General features: G+C 69.2%; 13 protein-coding genes. 9 read left to right on the top strand and 4 right to left on the bottom strand.

What is annotated here, in order from left to right; all coding sequences use genetic code 11:
• Positions 1 to 6: 6 nt before the first annotated feature.
• From AC5DRG_RS16240 to AC5DRG_RS16250, 3 genes are all read left to right on the top strand, one after another.
• Positions 7 to 801, top strand: a complete 795-nt coding sequence (locus AC5DRG_RS16240; protein ID WP_491811213.1) for an intradiol ring-cleavage dioxygenase — start codon at positions 7 to 9, stop codon at positions 799 to 801.
• 153 nt (positions 802 to 954) lie between these two features.
• Complete coding sequence (locus AC5DRG_RS16245; protein WP_491811214.1) at positions 955 to 1,380, top strand: effector-associated constant component EACC1; 426 nt, start codon at positions 955 to 957, stop codon at positions 1,378 to 1,380.
• Complete coding sequence (locus tag AC5DRG_RS16250; protein ID WP_491811215.1) at positions 1,377 to 3,233, top strand: caspase, EACC1-associated type; 1,857 nt, start codon at positions 1,377 to 1,379, stop codon at positions 3,231 to 3,233. The genes AC5DRG_RS16245 and AC5DRG_RS16250 overlap by 4 nt, the downstream gene beginning before the upstream one ends.
• Here the strand turns inward: AC5DRG_RS16250 and AC5DRG_RS16255 are convergent.
• A complete protein-coding gene (locus tag AC5DRG_RS16255) occupies positions 3,206 to 3,703 on the bottom strand; it encodes an ATP-binding protein (RefSeq protein ID WP_491811216.1) in 498 nt (165 codons plus the stop codon). The genes AC5DRG_RS16250 and AC5DRG_RS16255 overlap by 28 nt on opposite strands.
• Before the next feature lie 129 nt (positions 3,704 to 3,832).
• Here AC5DRG_RS16255 and AC5DRG_RS16260 point away from each other — a divergent pair, with 129 nt between their 5' ends.
• On the top strand, positions 3,833 to 4,669 hold the full coding sequence (locus AC5DRG_RS16260; protein WP_491813058.1) for a helix-turn-helix domain-containing protein: 837 nt from the start codon (positions 3,833 to 3,835) through the stop codon (positions 4,667 to 4,669).
• On the top strand, positions 4,666 to 4,851 hold the full coding sequence (locus AC5DRG_RS16265; protein ID WP_491811217.1) for a DUF397 domain-containing protein: 186 nt from the start codon (positions 4,666 to 4,668) through the stop codon (positions 4,849 to 4,851). The genes AC5DRG_RS16260 and AC5DRG_RS16265 overlap by 4 nt, the downstream gene beginning before the upstream one ends.
• A 228-nt stretch (positions 4,852 to 5,079) precedes the next feature.
• Here AC5DRG_RS16265 and AC5DRG_RS16270 read toward each other — a convergent pair whose 3' ends face one another.
• A complete protein-coding gene (locus AC5DRG_RS16270) occupies positions 5,080 to 7,845 on the bottom strand; it encodes a helix-turn-helix transcriptional regulator (protein WP_491811218.1) in 2,766 nt (921 codons plus the stop codon).
• 141 nt (positions 7,846 to 7,986) lie between these two features.
• Here AC5DRG_RS16270 and AC5DRG_RS16275 point away from each other — a divergent pair, with 141 nt between their 5' ends.
• From AC5DRG_RS16275 to AC5DRG_RS16285, 3 genes are all read left to right on the top strand, one after another.
• A complete protein-coding gene (locus tag AC5DRG_RS16275; RefSeq protein WP_491811219.1) occupies positions 7,987 to 10,905 on the top strand; it encodes an AAA family ATPase in 2,919 nt (972 codons plus the stop codon).
• Positions 10,906 to 11,240: 335 nt separating this feature from the next.
• On the top strand, positions 11,241 to 11,795 hold the full coding sequence (locus AC5DRG_RS16280; RefSeq protein ID WP_491811220.1) for an RICIN domain-containing protein: 555 nt from the start codon (positions 11,241 to 11,243) through the stop codon (positions 11,793 to 11,795).
• A gap of 920 nt (positions 11,796 to 12,715) precedes the next feature.
• Positions 12,716 to 13,582 (top strand): intradiol ring-cleavage dioxygenase, encoded by an 867-nt coding sequence (locus tag AC5DRG_RS16285; protein ID WP_491811221.1) that lies wholly within the window; start codon positions 12,716 to 12,718, stop codon positions 13,580 to 13,582.
• A gap of 185 nt (positions 13,583 to 13,767) precedes the next feature.
• On the opposite strand, the gene AC5DRG_RS16290 is transcribed toward AC5DRG_RS16285, so the two are convergent.
• The gene (locus AC5DRG_RS16290) at positions 13,768 to 14,688 is read right to left on the bottom strand and encodes a sulfite exporter TauE/SafE family protein (RefSeq protein WP_491811222.1); all 921 of its coding nucleotides are present in this window, start codon (positions 14,686 to 14,688) and stop codon (positions 13,768 to 13,770) included.
• Positions 14,689 to 14,923: 235 nt separating this feature from the next.
• Here AC5DRG_RS16290 and AC5DRG_RS16295 point away from each other — a divergent pair, with 235 nt between their 5' ends.
• Positions 14,924 to 15,445, top strand: a complete 522-nt coding sequence (locus AC5DRG_RS16295; protein WP_491811223.1) for a toxin — start codon at positions 14,924 to 14,926, stop codon at positions 15,443 to 15,445.
• 24 nt (positions 15,446 to 15,469) lie between these two features.
• Here the strand turns inward: AC5DRG_RS16295 and AC5DRG_RS16300 are convergent, their stop codons facing one another.
• Positions 15,470 to 15,928 (bottom strand): RrF2 family transcriptional regulator, encoded by a 459-nt coding sequence (locus tag AC5DRG_RS16300; protein ID WP_491811224.1) that lies wholly within the window; start codon positions 15,926 to 15,928, stop codon positions 15,470 to 15,472.
• Between the last annotated feature and the right edge of the window lie 45 nt (positions 15,929 to 15,973).

Raw genomic sequence — 15,973 nt, forward strand, 5'->3', positions numbered from 1 at the left:
GTGTCCATGACAGACACTTCACACGGCACAGCAGAGGCAACCCCCACCCCGATCGGGCGCCGCACCGTACTGATCGCCACGGGCGCCACGGCCGCCACCCTGGCCGTCGGTGCCGCAGCCGCGACTGAAGCCCCCACAGCCACGAACGCGACGGACACCGACACCGCGCCCGTCGCCGCAGCGGCCGTCTGCACCCTCACGAAGGAGATGACCGAAGGCCCCTACTACCTCGACGGACAGTACGTCCGCGCCGACATCCGCGAGGACAAGACAGGCATCCCCCTCAAACTGACCCTCACCGTCGTCGACGACGACACCTGCGCGCTCCTGAGCAACGCCCTCGTCGAGATCTGGCACTGTGACGCGCTCGGCGAGTACTCCGGCTTCGTCGGCAACAACGGCCACACCGAACCGGACGACGGCACCTTCCTGCGCGGCGGAGTCCTCACGAACTCCAGCGGAGTCGCCGCCATCACCACGGTCTACCCCGGCTGGTACAGAGGCCGCTGCGTGCACATCCACATCAAGGTGCACACCGGCGTCACGCTCACCTCCGACGGCTCCTTCACCGGCGGCACGGAGCTGCACACCGGCCAGCTCTTCTTCGACGAGGCGATCACGACCAAGGTCGCCGCACTCTCGACGTACGCGGCCAACACGGTCACCCGCACCACCCTCGCCCAGGACTCGATCTACGACGACGGAGGCGCCGCGTCCGGCCTCCTCACCCTCACCGCCCTGGGCAGCTCGACGTCCGCCGGCTATGCCGGAACGCTGACGTTGGGAGTCGAACAGAGCTGACCCGCGCAACGCCCCTTCGCCGCCCGCCCGGTCCCCACGCCGGGCGGGCGGTGCGTATGCTGGTGACTAGGTCAACCTCCGGGATTTCGACGGATGTTGACGCCGACGACGCGGACTCCAGCAGCCCGACTCGGCAGGGGGCGTAGGCAGGGCATGGACGTGCGACTTCGACTGCCGGACGATCCGGACGGCATCGAACTGAAGCAGCTCTACGACTGGTTGCTCAGGGACCGGGAACTCCATCGCGACGCCGACATCTCGTTGGCCACCTATCCAGTCCACGACGCGGACACGGGCACGGCCCCGGGCGCGGACATGGGCGACGCCCTGGACGTCGTACAACTCGTCCTCGACGCCGGATTCCAGCTGGCCTCGCTGGGCATCGCGGTCGTCGCCTGGCGCAGGGCCCGGCGCCCCCGGTCGTCCGTGATCCTGGAGTACGGAGACACGCGGGTGATCCTGCCGCAGGACGCATCCCCGGAGGATGTGGCGCGTTTCCGGCGGGCCCTGGGGGACGTGGCCGGCGGGCGGAACCCGGAGGGCTCACCGGAGCCGGACGGGGAGGGCGACGACCGGTGAACGACGGGGGGCTGCGCGACCCCGGCGACTCGGCGGCCGTACTCATCGGTGTCGGCGCGTACCGGCGCATGCCCAAACTGCCGACGGTGGCGAACAACCTCACCCGCCTCGACGAGGCGCTGACCAACGCCCGGATCTGGGGTCTGCCGGCCGACCGATGTGTCACCGTCCCGGATCCGACGGCGTCGGACGACATGATCACCCCGGTGGTCGAGGCGGCCGGGCTGGCCCGGGACATCCTGATCGTCTACTACGCCGGGCACGGCTTCGTCGACAAGAACGGCTCGCTCCGTCTCACCGTGGTCGGTTCGAGGGAGGACCGGCCGCACACGGCGGTCCTGTACAGCGAACTCCGCGAGGCCCTCCTGGAACACAACCGGGCCCGTCGCCTCGTCATCGTCCTCGACTGCTGCTACAGCGGCCGCGCCCTCGGAAACATGGCGGGCAAGGTGACCTCCCTGCGGACGGCGGCGGGCGTGAAGGACAGCTACCTGCTGACCTCCGCCGCCGAGAACGTCAAGGCGCTGGCTCCGCGCGACGAGGAGTGCACGGCGTTCACGGGCGAGTTGGTAAAGGTCCTGCAGAACGGCATACAGGGCGAGGACGGCAAGGAGACACCGCCCTACCTCACCCTGGACATGATCTACGAGAGGGTCCGCGACTCCCTGTCGGAAAGAGGCCGCCCCAGACCCCAGCAGCAGGACAACGGCCAACTCGGCAGACTCCCCTTCGTACGCAACCTGGCCCGCCCGACACCCCCGCCGCCTCCCCCGCCCCCGGTCTGGAGACGCCCCCTGACGATCGCGGCGGCCGCACTCCTGGTCCCGGCGCTGACACTGGCCGCCGACAGCGCCGGAGCCCCGTCCGACATCTGCTCGCCCCAGGCTTCCCTGATCGGCTTCTCCGACGCCCTGGACAAGGCGACGTACCGGGGGCAGGGCGTCATCGGCCTGTCCTCGCTGGCGATGTCGGGCCCTTCCACGGCACTGACACTGGCCGACAACTCACCGCCCTTCCTCTACAGCCTGTCCCTGGGCGAGCCGGGCGGCCGGCCGGACGTCCGGATCACGGCGATGAGACGGCTACTCACAGGCGACGAGGGCTTCGACGGGGAGGCCATAGCCCTGGAGAAGGGCGGAAAAACGGTCCTGGTGGCCTCCGAGGCCGCCCCCTCGATCAGCCGCTTCGACCTCTCGACCGGCCGACGCCTCTACGACCTCCCCATACCGGACCGCTACCGAACCCCACCCACAGGCAGCGCGGTGACGAACGCGATCTTCGAGTCGCTGGCCCTCACCCCGGACGCCCGCCACCTCTACGTCGGCCTGGAGGAACCCCTCGGCGCCGACGGCGCCCGCCAGGGCAGATACCTGATCCGCATCCTCCGCTACACGGGAACACCGGGCGGCCGCTACGTCCCCGACGCCGAGTTCGCCTACGAGACGGAGGCGGGCCTGCGCCTGGCGGACCTCGTTCCGACGGGGAACGGCGACCGTTTCCTCGCCCTGGAACGCGGCTACGCCGAACGCCAGGGCAACAGCGTCCTCGTCTACGAGATCTCGTTCACCGACCTGCCCGACCTAAGGCGGATCGGCTCGCTGGCGGACGTGGACCCCGCCCTCTTCATCCCCAAGAGGGAAGTGGTCGACATGGGCGACTGCCCGACCTTCGGCGCGAAGGCCAGACAACCCCAGAGCAACCCCCTCCTCGACAACGCGGAGGGCATGGCCCTCGGCCCCCGTCTGACGGAGGGCCCACACAAGGGCCGGCGCCCGCTGTACCTGGTCACGGACGACAACAACAACCCGGTGCAGCTGACGCGGTTCTACGCGCTGGCGGTCGACGGCTTGTGAGCGTTGAGCCGCGCCGACCACCACCCAGGAAGGTCCACTTCGGCCCGCACGGTCTTCCCGGGCGGTGGCACGCGGTCGACGACCTCCCACCGATCGGCCAACGCGTCGACGAGCACGAGCCCACGCCCTGACTCGTCGAGCGTCGCGGGTGGTTGTACGTCCCTGGGTCCCGGCGGACGCGGAGACGTACAGGTGTCACTCACTTCAACGCGCACGCTGCCGGTGACAAGAGCGAGCCGCAGTTCGAAGTCCCGTCCGGGGACGCGGGCATGGGTCACGGCATTGGCAGCCAGCTCGGCGACGATCACTGCGACGGCATCGGATACGTCCGTCCCGCGCGGGATGCCCCAGGCGTGCAGCTGGTTGAGGGCGAGGTGGCGGGCGAGGCGGGCGCCGCGCGGGGTGGAGCTGAGGCGCTGGGCGAACGCACGTACGGTGACGGAGGGTTGGGGGGCGAAGGGTGCGGTCATGTGCCCAATGTGGCGGGCGGGAGGGGCGGTTGCCCAGGTCGACGCCGCGTACGCTGCGGCAGCGTACGCAGTGACGGGGTGGACAGTACTCGTCACCAACCGTGACCATGTGCACGGGAGGTGACCGCAGTGGTCGATGGCGTGGTGGGGACGGGCGGGGAACCGGAGTCGTCGGACAGTCTGCGGACGTTCGGGGCGGTTCTGCAGGCGCTGCGGGAGCATGCGGGGCTGAGCCGGGAGGAGTTCGCGGAGCGGGTGCGGTTCTCGAAGCACACGATTGCTTCGGTGGAGCAGGGACGAAGGATGCCTGATCCGGTGCTTGTGGAGCGGGCCGAGCCGGTGTTGGGGAACACGGGGGCGTTGCGGAAAGCGGCGAAGTGTTTGGGGCGGCAGCCTGGGTTGGCGGCTTGGTTTCGGCGGTGGGCGGGGCTGGAGACGACGGCCATCACGCTGTACACGTACGAATGCCGGTTGATTCCGGGGTTGTTGCAGACGGAGGCGTACGCACGGGCGCTGTTCACGAACCAGTTGCCCCCACTGGATGACGAGCAGATCGAGGCTCAGTGGTTGGCACGGGCGGAGCGACAACAGCTACTGCGGGACCGGCCGAACACGGCGTTCGGCTTCATCCTGGAGGAGGGGCTGTTCCTGCGGCGCACGGGCGGGTTGGAGGTGACGCGGGAACTCATCGACCACGTCCTGGAGATCGCCGAGCTGCGGAACGTAGAGCTCCAAGTCATGCCGCAGGTACGGGAGACGCATGCTGGGCTCGACGGTCCCATGCAGTTGCTGGAGACCCCGGAGAACAACTGGTTCGCCTACTGTGAGGGACAGCGCGGGGGCCTGTTGATCTCCGACTCGAAGGAGGTCAGCGTCCTCCAGAGGCGGTATGCCAGGATGCGTTCACAGGCTCTCACTCTTGATGACTCCGTGAGCCTGTTGCGGCGCATGCGAGGAGACTTATGAGCAGCAGCGAACTGTCGTGGTTCAAGTCGAGCTACAGCAGCGGCGGCGACGGGGACTGCGTCGAGATAGCCACCTGCCCCGGCACCATCCACGTCCGCGACTCCAAGGACAAACAGGCCGGCCACCAACTCGCCCTCTCCCCCACCGCCTGGTCCGACTTCCTCACCCACGTCACGAAGTGACCGTCGGGGCCGCCCGCTTCTTTGTCAGTGTCGTGCTTCCACGGCCCGCCTCAAGGGCGCTACGCGTCGCCTCCGGCGAGCGAGCAGCCGTTATGGACAGGGTTTGCCTGTTGTCCGTGGCTGAGCAGTTCTCGATCACGCCGACCTGGTTCCTGGAGGAGAGGTCTGCTGGCTCCTGAATGCACGTTCGAGGCTGGGGCGGGTTATCTGGGGCAAGCGAGCTGGTGGTCAGGCGGTGTGGGGCTGGGGGAGGGTTCCGTTCAGCCAGGTCGCGGTGAGTTCTGTCCGGGAGCGTGTGCCAGTGCGCTGGAACAGTCGGGTCAGGCGCTGTTCGACGGTCTTGGGGCTGCACGCGAGTTCGGCGGCGATCTGCCGGTTGGTCGCGCCGTCGCTGACCATGCGTACCAGGGCGATGTCGGATTCGGTCAGCGTCTCGTGGGCTTGTCGGAGTCTGGGGACGGGGATGTTGCGCCGCTGTGCGACGCGAGTGATGGCGGCGCGGAACGGGCCGCCGAGGCTGAGGCGATGGGCATGGCGCAGGGCCTCGGCCAGACGGCTGCGGGGGTCGTCCCCGATGTCCGCCAGGCAAATGCTGGAGGTAATGCTCAGGTGGACGTCGCCTCGGCCGTTGATCAGGTGGTGGGCGGTCAGCGCGCTGTCTCTGTCGTGGTAGGCGATGCCGCGTGCGAGGAGGAGAGCCTCGTGGGTCATGGTCGCGGCGGATTCGTCGTGCAGAGTTTCCAGCTCCTCCAGAGCCTGCCGGACTGTCTTGTGGTGCCGGTCGTGAAGCGCGGCGAGAGACAGAGCGCGTAGCAGCAGCCGTTCGACGCCGGCGAGTTGCCCGTTCTTGCGGGCCTGCCGCGCGTCGTGCCCGGCTCCTTCGAATGCTTCTTGTGTATGGCCGGACTGGTACCGCAGGGCCAGGCGGGCGCGGGCTGTCAGGGGGTGGGTGGGGGCGTCGGGGATCAGGTCGAGCCATGCGCGGGCGTGTGTGATGTTCCCGCGGGCGGCGTGGATCTCCGCGGCCAGCGCCCGTGGCAGGTGCGGGAAGCCGACTGCAGGGTGGGTCCGGCTGCGTATTTCGATGCGGCGGGCCGCTGCCAGCGCGGTGTCCCAGTTTCCCGTCAGGTAGTTGCGGACCATCTCGTGGTACTGGGCGGCGATGCCGTCGGGGTCCGCGGTGTACCGGTCGCCGAGGACGGCGGCGCACGCGCCGGCCAGGTCCGCGTAGGCGGCGGCCTGGCGCAGCCGGTCCAGGGACTCGTTGTCGATGGCGTCGGCGGGCATGCGGTGCCGTGCCCAGAGCAGTTCGGCGTGGCTGCCCACCGCGGCGGCGATCAGGTGCAGTTCGGCGGGTGAGGGCACCTGGGTGGGGTGATCTCCGGGCTCGGTGTCCGGGACGTGCCGGTCGGATGTTGTCGCCCGGGGTGCGATCGGGCCGATGCCGTATAAGCCGCCAAGTGCCGTTGGCGGCCCGGCCGCGGCGGGAAACCGGTCGGTGTGGGGGGAGCGGTGTTCGTGGAGTGCCGCCCATGCCCATGCGGCGGCGACGTCCTCGGTGTGTTCGGTGTGTGGTGCGTCGAGGGCGAACAGGGGCTCGCCGAGCGCCAGGAGCCCGGCGTGGTCGCCGTGTCGTAGGCTCAGGCTGCTTGCCTCGTGAAGCGCCCCCGGGGTGCGCTCGTCCTGCGGTGTGAGCCGGTGGAGCGCGGCCGCGTAGGCGCGGGCCGAGCGGCGCCAGTTAGTCCTGGCCTCCTCGCGGGCCGCGGCCAGCAGCAGCGGCACCGCGAGGTCGTCGTCCAGCCTCTGACCGGCCGCCGCGACACGGTCGGCGAGCCTGGGGTAGCCGCGGCCCACCGCCTCGGCACCGATCTCGTCCGTCAGCCGCATGACGTACCGGGCGGAGTTGCCCTGCACGTCACGCTGGATGGGCAGGGTCCGTAAGGCCGCCGCGAGCGCCGGGACAGCGAACGACAGGCGGCCCTGCGGGTCCGCGGTCAGGATCCGGTCCATGATCAGGCGATCCAGAGCCTGCTCGATTGCTCGTGCGTCGGCCGATGACGTCATCCTGAATGCGTCGTCAACATGCACTTCAGCGTGGTCCAACACCAGGGCGGTGACGATGGCTGCCTCGACTATGCCGGAGTAGGGGGGCGAGCCGGGCCAGTCCAAGGGGAGCAGCGCGGCCGGCCCCGTGGTCATGCGCAGCCGTTTCTCCAGAAGCGTGAGGCACATCAGGCCGTCGAGTTCCACCAGGTCCTGCTCGTCCAGCGCGTCGAGGACCGACAGCACGGCTCGCGGGTTGCCCGCGAGTGGGCCCAGCGCCCGTGACACCGCGTCCGCCAGCTCGGGTTCGGCCGGGCGGCCGAACCGCCTGACCATATGGACGTTCACGAGCGCGGCGATGTCGACGGGCCGCAGCGGGGGCAGTTCGAGCACCCAGTCGGCAGCGGCCCTCAGCTGGTGGCCGCCGAGGTCCGCCGCGGGCCAAGGCCGACCGGCCATCACCACGGGTACGCCTCGTGGTCGGAAGACCCGCAGGAGCAGCGCCAGAGTGGCGGCGCTGTGTTGCGGCATCTGCTCGATGCCATCGACGACCAGCGCGAACGGGGTCTGGCGGGAGGCCTCCGTCAGCAGCTCGGAGAAAGCGGACAGCGCGCTCACCTCGCCCTCCCTCACGGCGGCATGCGACAGCGCCCGGCGTTGGGCGGAGACGGACGGCAGACAGCCGTCGGGATCCTCGACGACCAGACGGCACCCCACCTCGACAACGGTCGCGTCATCAGGGTCGCCGGTGCCTTCCCAGCCCAGACGCAGCACCGTGGCGCCGTCATCGGCCGCCACCTGCCGCGCCTGCTCCACGACAGCGGTCTTGCCCATTCCGGTCTGCGCGGTGATCAGCAGAACACGAGCCGAATCACCGGTGGCGCGCAGTGCCTCCACCACATCGTGGACGGCGCTGTCTCTGCCGATGACTGCTTCACGCTGTTGCCGCACGGTGCCACCTCGCTCGCTCTGCCCACACTCCGAGGAGAGACGGCACCTGGCCTTTTCCCGTTCCCATGACCGGACGGACGCGAATGGCCCTAGCGGTTCACAATGTCATCGCACCGGCGATGGCCCACCTACGAAAAAGGGATGTACTGCACCGTGGCTGCGTGGTCGGACACCAACGAACTGATCCGCTGGGGTACGGCCGCGCGCCTGCACCGTACTGATGGTGGTCTGCTCGGCCGCAAGCGCGAGTTGAAGCAGGTCCACGATTACCTGAGCGACCCCGACGGCCCTCGCCTGGTGCTCGTGCGCGGCGAACTCGGCGTGGGCCGGACCGCTTTCCTCAACGCGGTCGGCGAGCAGCTGCGCGCAGAAGGGACCGCCCTGCACACGGTGGATTGTGTGCCAGGTGACAGTGATCGGCCGCTGCTGCTGGCGCTGCGGCTGGTCATGGCACTCGAAGAGCACCGACCCGTCCCGACACGGCAGCGGGCGGCCGGCAAGAAACTGATTACCGAGGCGCTGGCCGCTGTCGACCGGCGCGACCGGACGGCGATGGAGACATTGCTGCGCTCTTCCCTCACCCAGGCCGGGCCGCTGGCCGTCCTGGTCGACGACATCCAGCATGCCGATCCCGAGTCTCTGACCGTGCTGTGCCGGATGGATTTTTCGCGCTGTGCGCCCGGCGTACGGCTCGTGGTGTCGGCCACGGACGCCCGAGGGCCGGGCCGGGACCGTCCGGCCGGGCTCCTGCACCGGCTGGCCGGTGTCGAAGGGGGCCGTACGGTGGCTCTGTCTGCGCTGGGACAGGATGACGTCACCGCGCTGGCCGCGCGCTGGCTGCAGGCGACACCCGACGCCGCCCTCGCCCGGCAGACGTGCGAGCTGACCTGCGGCATACCGGGAGCGATCGACGCCCTGCTCGCCGGCTGGACCCGCCGAAGCGAGATCCGGGTCGCCGACGGCCACTCCTTTATCGGCGCGCGGACACCGGTACCGGTGCTGGCCGACGACGACCGGTTCGTTGCAGCACTGGATGCGCTGGGTGAGCCGTGCCGTGCGGTGGCCGCAGCGCTGAGCATCCTGGGGCCGCTCGGCCGGCCGGCCCTGCAACTGACCGCGGCGTGGACCGGCCTGTCCATCGACGCCGTCGACGACGGTGTCGGCGGCCTGGTCGAGGCGGGCATCGTCCATGAGGAGCCTGGCCCCGGCCCGGACGTCACCACGGCACAGGGCTGGACCTTCCGGCTCCCGCTGACGGAGCACACGATCCGGGAGCGGCTAAGACCCATGGAACGCAGCCGGCTGTCCGCCCTCGCGACCGAGGCGTTATGGACCGGCGAGCACTCCCGGCGAGCCGGAGGAACGATGCCGCCGACATCGGTCCCGCTCGACGACACCACTGCGGTGGCGTACCGGGCGGACCGGGTCGCGGACGCGGGCAGCCTGGTCGACCGGGAGCGCGCGGTGGCCGAACTGACGGACGCCGCCCGGCGGATCCCGCCTGGTACCGATGACCAGGCGGTGCTCCGGTGGCTGCGAGCCGCCCACGACCTGACCGAGCATGCCGACGCCCGCGATCTCGCCCTGCAGCGCTACATCCTGGCCGCCCACCTGGCGTGTGACCACCAAACCGGCCGGGCCGGCGGGGAGTCCTTGCTGCGCAACCCAGGGCCGACACTGACCGGACTCGACCTCCAGGAGGCAGCCTGCCTCGTCGTGGCACTCACGGCCAACGAACAGGACTGGCAGGCGATGTCCCGGCTGGCGACCGCCTACTGGTGGGATGTACTGCCGGTGCCCGAGCTGGCGAAGGTGACCGGCCGGGCCATGGCCCTGTGCTACCTCTCGCGATGGCGGGAGGCAGTGGAGCTGCTCCAGCACAGCGAGACGGTGTGGAACACCGGTCCACACGCGCGTGCCGCGCCCGCCCGGTTCAAGGCCAACGCCGACCTGGCAAGGGGGCGGCCCCAGCCCTACCGGCACGAAGTGACCATGTACGACGCCTCCGAGCTGCCTCCGGGCAAGGTGTACTCGCTGGCCGGCGGCATGTTCGACACCCTGCTCACCGGCTACGACCTCAACGCGGCCAACGCCCTGCTGGAGACCGCCGGCCTGAACGTGCACGTGCTGCCTCCACTGGGGCGGTTCCTTTTCGACCACGCCACGGGCCGGTGGGATCAGGCACTGGAATCAGCCCGCCGAATGCTGGCCCACAACGAAATCCGCTCCACCCCGGTGTTCGACAGCTCGCTGCTCCCGGCGCGGACAGCAGCCATCCTCCTGGCCCGGGGGCGCCTGACCACCGCTCTCCAGATGATCGAGGACATGCGCGGTCCCGACGGTAGCCCGCCGCAGTGCGCACTGAACGCGTCAGAAGCAGAACTGCTCATGACCTTGGGAGATCTGGACGGGGCCGAAAAGACTCTGCGCAGAGCGCTCGCCACGGCACAGGAGCACGCCCAGATCTACGGCACGGACGAGTTGTGGGCCCTGCTGGCAGAGGTGACAGTCCGGGCGGGACGCACCGGTGAGGCGACGGCCTGCCTGGGCCACCTGGAACGGATCGCGGCCCGGACCGGCACCGACCGTTCCCACCTCTTGCGGCTGATGGCCTCGGCCCGCATCCTCCGGACTGACGCCCCTGACACCGCCCGCGACCACCTGCGCGAGGCTGTGCACCTCGCCCGCGCCTGCGGACTGCCCTTCGAGACGGCGACCACCCTGCTCGCAGCCGCCACCGCGGAGGCGGTCCCGACCGTGCTGCTGCACGAGGCGTACGAACTCTTCGGCACGACCGGCGCAGCCCTGTGGCGCTTCCACACCAGGACCGCGCTGCGCGAGGCCGGGCTCACTGTTCCCGGCCGCAAGCGGGCCACCACCGCCGAGAACGACCACCTGCTCGCCACCCTGCTCGCCGAACGGCTCACCACCCGCCAGATCGCCACCGTGCTGCGACTCACCGAAGACGCGGCCGGCCGGCGCGTGTCCCGGCTGATCGCCCGCACCGGAAAACGCTCCCGCGCCGAAGTCGTCACCGCCGTACTCACCGGCTCTCTCTGACACAGCACTGAACGCCCCCCCCGAGCTGCCCCGTCCGCCCACCGGACAGCCCTCCGACAGGTTTGACGAGGACACGACGGTCAGCGTCCTGTTTCCCTGTACTTAGCCCATCACCGGCCGAGACGGCCGAAGCGGCTACTCCCATCTGCCACGATCTCAACCCAGCGGCACACCCCGTGAGTTCGGACAACTACGCGGGAGTGCCTACCTGCATGCGCACAACGGCGGCGGCTACCGGACGTGCAAGTCCGGAACTGAGCTCTTTCAGCGTGCCGCCGGCCTCAGTTGGGATCGAACACGGCACCCCAAAGGTCGTCCAGGCGAAGGAAGTTGACATGACATACCCGAAGAGACCCGGCACGGGGCATGATAAGCGGGATCAGCCGGCGCAGCCTCGGACTTCGGGGCGCTTCACGCGCCGCGCGTGGACGATGGTGCTCGCTCTGGCCGCGTCCATGGGGTTCGTGTTCCTGAATGCCGGTTCAGCGTCCGCTCTCAGCACGGGCGACGTGATCCGCACGGACTACCTGCGCAACTGGGAGACCGGCCGTTGCCTGACGGCCTACCGCGGCATCACCACCCAGCCCTGCGGCGGGAACCTCTGGGCTTTCCAGCAGTGGGACATTGTCTACTGGCAGCACCAGGGTAGCGACTGGGTGTGGATCAGGCAGTCCGGTACCAACAGTTGCCTGCAGTGGAACGACGACATCTCCTTGGGCAGCTGCACCGCAGCGGAAACCACGTGGTCTGCTTTTGGTACGAGCTGGGACAAGGTTATTCTTGGCAGCCTCTACCATAATGGGGACATCCTCGACAGCAATTACAACGGGGACGTCTACCCGAATAGCCTTAACGGTGGTGGCTATCAGATGTGGAAATCGGGTTACTGACGCACATCCTCACCCCGGGGGAGGGCGGCTATATGCGGACCTCCCCCGATGGTGATTCTGTCAATTCGCGAGGAGCGTATTGAGCCTTTCCCAGTAACCGCCCGTTGCTCGCTGTGATCGCGATGCTGTCGCTGCCGCCAGTGCGGTCCTCAAGTGCGGGCAGGCGTAAGGCCCCTGGTAGGAACGATCTTGCGACGGATTGTTCTGACCGAGGGGCCTCACGTGTCGAACCGTGTCACATGTACCGCGGTGCTCGATGTGAAGCGGTCCAGCGCCGAACACCTGATTGGAGCGTTTGGGCCACGACGGGGAGAGTCGAGCTGCGGTTTCTCTCTCACGGTCTTGCCCAAAGGGGCCAATCACTGCATCCCGATCCCCGCACCCTCCCTCTCCCCTTCCCTCTCCCCCGCCGCTCGGCTAAGGCGCACCGCCCACGCACCGCAGGCCGCCAAGCCCGCCCGGAGTCCCCCCATTCACCCGCCGCGCGCCCACCACCCACCGCTCGCCGCTAAGCCCACCCGGCGTGCCGCCACCCATCTGGTGCGCACCCCCACCGGCCGCTCGCCGCTAAGCCAGCTCGGCGTGCAGGCGAGAAGCGACCGCGCCCGCCAACTCCGGTCAGCCGCATAGCCAACGGGTGTCGTCGGCCGGCCCGGGACCCCCACTTTCCTGGGGCGCTCGCTCGCTTCTCGCCCGTGCTGGAACGGACCGGGTCAAGGGGCGGCCGCAGGCCGATCGGCGCAGCCGACGCGGAGCGCAGCGCCCTTGAGGCGGGCCGTGGAAGCACGACACTGACAAAGAAGCGAGTGGCCCCGATGCCCGAACTCTCCTTAAATAAGGCGGCGTTGACAAGTACATCCCCAGGCTGTTCACAGCCGCACATTAAGGCTCTCCTCAGGTACGCCCCTAGCTTCCTCCGCATGACGGGAAACACAGAGCACAACGAGCAGTTCGACAACCAATCCGACAACAGCGCCGAGCCCGGTAAGCACCGGCTCGACAAGAGCGTTCAGCGTCGGCGCGTCCTCATCGGTGGCGGTTCGGTCGCCGTCGTGGGCGGGCTCGCTGCCGCCGGACTCGCTGCGGCCGACACCGGCAAGAGCAAGACCAAGACGGCCAAGTCCGCCACGTCGGCGTCCGCCTCCACCAACGCCTCCGCGTCCAGTTCAAGCGGGGTCTGCGTGCTGAACGCCGAGGTCACCGAGGGGCCGTACTCCCTCGACGGTGCCCTGGTGCGTGAGGACATCCGGGAGGAGAAGGAGGGCTTCGAGGTCCAGTACACCTTCACCGTCGTCGACACCGCCAACGACTGCGCACCCCTCGCGGACGCGCTCGTCGAGATCTGGCACTGCGACCACCTCGGCGAGTACTCCGGCTTCGTCGGCGGCAACGGCCACACCGAGGACGACAACGGGACGTTCCTGCGCGGCGGTCAGATGACCGACGAGAACGGCCAGTGCAGCATCATCTCCATCTGGCCCGGCCACTACGTCTCGCGCGCCGTCCACGTACATATGCGTGTGCACACGGAAGTGACGCTGACCGACACCTCGTACACCGGCGGCGAGATCATCCACACCGGCCAGCTGTTCTTCGACCCGGACATCAACGAGGAGATCCAGGCGACCTCCCCGTACTCGGAGAACACGACCTCGGAGACCGCCCTCGCCGACGACTCCATCTACGACGACGGCGGCGCTGCCTCCGGCCTCCTCACCCTCACCGCCCTGGGCTCCAGCGTCTCGGACGGCTACACGGCGACCCTGACCGTGGGCGTCAGCAGCTAAGCGCTCTGCTGGAAGAGCCGCGATGTGCCGTCGTTCGTCTGCGGCGCCGTCGTGGCTGGTCGCGCAGTTCCCCGCGCCCCTTCAGGGCGCGCCCGACCCGCATACACATCTATGGGCTGCCGCCCCTCGACCATGAGGGGCGGCAGCCCACGTCGTTAAGGCCCCGAACCCCAAGCCCCAACCCCCTACGCGCTCACCCGCTCCCGCTCCCCCACCAGCCCTGCCGCCGCCTCCTCCGCCACCTTCTCCTTGCGATAAGCCCGGATCGAGTACGTCAGAGCCGCAGCCCACACCCCGTACAAGGCGACGTACACCGGAGTGCTCAAGGCGCTCGACGCACCGATCCAGTCGCTCTTCAGGAGGGTACGGACGTTGGTCACGATGATGACGCCGCCGACCGCGGAGCCGAGGACGCGCGGCGGGACCAGGCGGACCAGCCAGGCGGCGACGGGGGCCGCGACGAGGCCGCCGATGAGGAAGGCGAGGACCCAGGTCCAGTTCAGGCCTTGGGAGCCGAGCGAGAACAGGAAGCCCAGGCTTGCCGCGATCGCCACCAGGAACTCGCTCGTGTCGATCGAGCCGATCACCTTGCGGGGCTCCATGCGGCCGCTCGCCAGCAGGGCGGGCGTACCGACCGGGCCCCAGCCGCCCCCGCCCGTGGCGTCCAGGAAGCCGGCGACCAGGCCGAGCGGGGTCAGGAAACGCTTCCCGAGCGGCTTGCCGAGCTTGTCCTTGGGGAGGCCTCGGAAGGTGAAGCGGGACATGACGTACAGGCCGAGGCCCAGGAGGATCAGGGACATCACCGGCTCGGCGACCTCGGTCGACAGCTTCGACAGGACCGTCGCGCCGAGGAAGGAACCCACCGCTCCCGGCACGCCGATCTTCGCTACGACCTTCCAGTCGACGTTCCCGAAGCGCCAGTGCGAGGCGCCCGACATCAGCGTCGTGCCGATCTCGGCGAGGTGGACCGTGGCCGACGCCATGGCCGGGTTGGTGCCCATGGCCAGCAGCAGCGTGGTCGAGGTGACCCCGTAGGCCATGCCGAGGCTGCCGTCCACGAGCTGGGCCCCAAGGCCCGCGAGGGCGAGCAGTATCAGCGTGCGCATTGGTGCGTCCCGTCGTCTCCGATGTTTCCCACCTGATAGGTAGGGATGAACGGGTGGCGACGATAGGCGCTGAATCTGAGGACGCGGTTAGCGCGCGACGAGGACCGGCCCCGGCTGACCGCCTGACACGCCCGCCGAATGCACCGTTTTCGACCGGTTTCCGGTACCTCTTTTTCCAGCCACGAGGGCAAAAGGGCAGTGGCCGACATCACCCCGCGCTTGGCATATTGCGACGGTGAGCAAAGGCAAGGAGATGCGTCGGCTCGCCGACGACATCATGTCCCGTGTCTCCCCCGTCACCTCTTCGAGCGCCTCCCCCAGAACCTCCTCCACTCCCTCCTACGACGACCTGTTCGCCTCGCTCGTCGAGATCGTGAGCGAGAAGCGCGGGCGCAGGGTCGTCCTGTGCCGGGAGGTCTTCCCTCCGCACACCGCGAGCGGGCTGTGGCTGGACCTGGAGACGCACGACGTCATCGTCGTCGAGAGACGCGCGGCCTCCTGGCACCAGCTCGTGATCTTCTTCCACGAGGTCTGGCACATGCTCAAGGACGACTGCGACCTGCACGTCGCCGCCCGCACCGCCTTCAGCACCCACGCCGAGCAGGAGGCGGAACGCTTCGGCCTGCTGATGGGAGGCCGACTGCGCACCTGGCTCCAGGAGACGACGGACGGCCCACGCTCCCAGGCTTCCACCGCCGGTTCCGACATCGCCGCCCGCATCGAGGCCGTCCTCTCCCACCGAGGCCCGCGCGCCTGACCCCTGCAGCGGGACGGGAACCGGCTACGGGTTCTCCCAAGCCGCCGGTTCCGCCGCCAGCTTGCGTACCGGATCCGGGAGCGCGTCCGCCGCGATGTCGGCGATCGAGACGCCCTCCAGGATCTTCCGCACATTGGCGCGCAGCGCGATCCACAGGGGTAGGAGCGGTTCCGCGGTACCGGTGTATTCGAGCCCGGTCGGCCGCTCGCCGCGCACCGAGACGATCGGGCCGTCGACCGTCCGGATGACGTCCGCGACGGTGATCGTCGCGGCCTCGCGCGCCAGGCGGTAACCTCCGTTGCCACCACGCCGGCTGTCGACGATGCCGCCGCGCCGGAGGTCGCCGAGAATCCCCTCCAGGAACTTGTGGGGGATGTCTTGCGCGGTGGCGATGGCCTCCGCCTTCACCGGGCCGCCGTCCTGGCGTACGGCGAGCTCCAGTACCGCCCGTACCGCATAATCCGCCCGTGCCGAGATCCTCATGCGTCCATTGTCCCGTCTCCGGCGATGGAGAATGTCTCAGCACAC

The organism is Streptomyces sp. JLBG701, from assembly GCF_058544905.1.

Coding starts and splice junctions, on each gene's coding strand:
- AC5DRG_RS16240 (WP_491811213.1), top strand. CDS start 7: ATGACAGACACTTCACACGGCACAGCAGAGGCAACCCCCACCCCGATC.
- AC5DRG_RS16245 (WP_491811214.1), top strand. CDS start 955: ATGGACGTGCGACTTCGACTGCCGGACGATCCGGACGGCATCGAACTG.
- AC5DRG_RS16255 (WP_491811216.1), bottom strand. CDS start 3,703: ATGACCGCACCCTTCGCCCCCCAACCCTCCGTCACCGTACGTGCGTTC.
- AC5DRG_RS16265 (WP_491811217.1), top strand. CDS start 4,666: ATGAGCAGCAGCGAACTGTCGTGGTTCAAGTCGAGCTACAGCAGCGGC.
- AC5DRG_RS16275 (WP_491811219.1), top strand. CDS start 7,987: ATGTACTGCACCGTGGCTGCGTGGTCGGACACCAACGAACTGATCCGC.
- AC5DRG_RS16280 (WP_491811220.1), top strand. CDS start 11,241: ATGACATACCCGAAGAGACCCGGCACGGGGCATGATAAGCGGGATCAG.
- AC5DRG_RS16285 (WP_491811221.1), top strand. CDS start 12,716: ATGACGGGAAACACAGAGCACAACGAGCAGTTCGACAACCAATCCGAC.
- AC5DRG_RS16290 (WP_491811222.1), bottom strand. CDS start 14,688: ATGCGCACGCTGATACTGCTCGCCCTCGCGGGCCTTGGGGCCCAGCTC.
- AC5DRG_RS16300 (WP_491811224.1), bottom strand. CDS start 15,928: ATGAGGATCTCGGCACGGGCGGATTATGCGGTACGGGCGGTACTGGAG.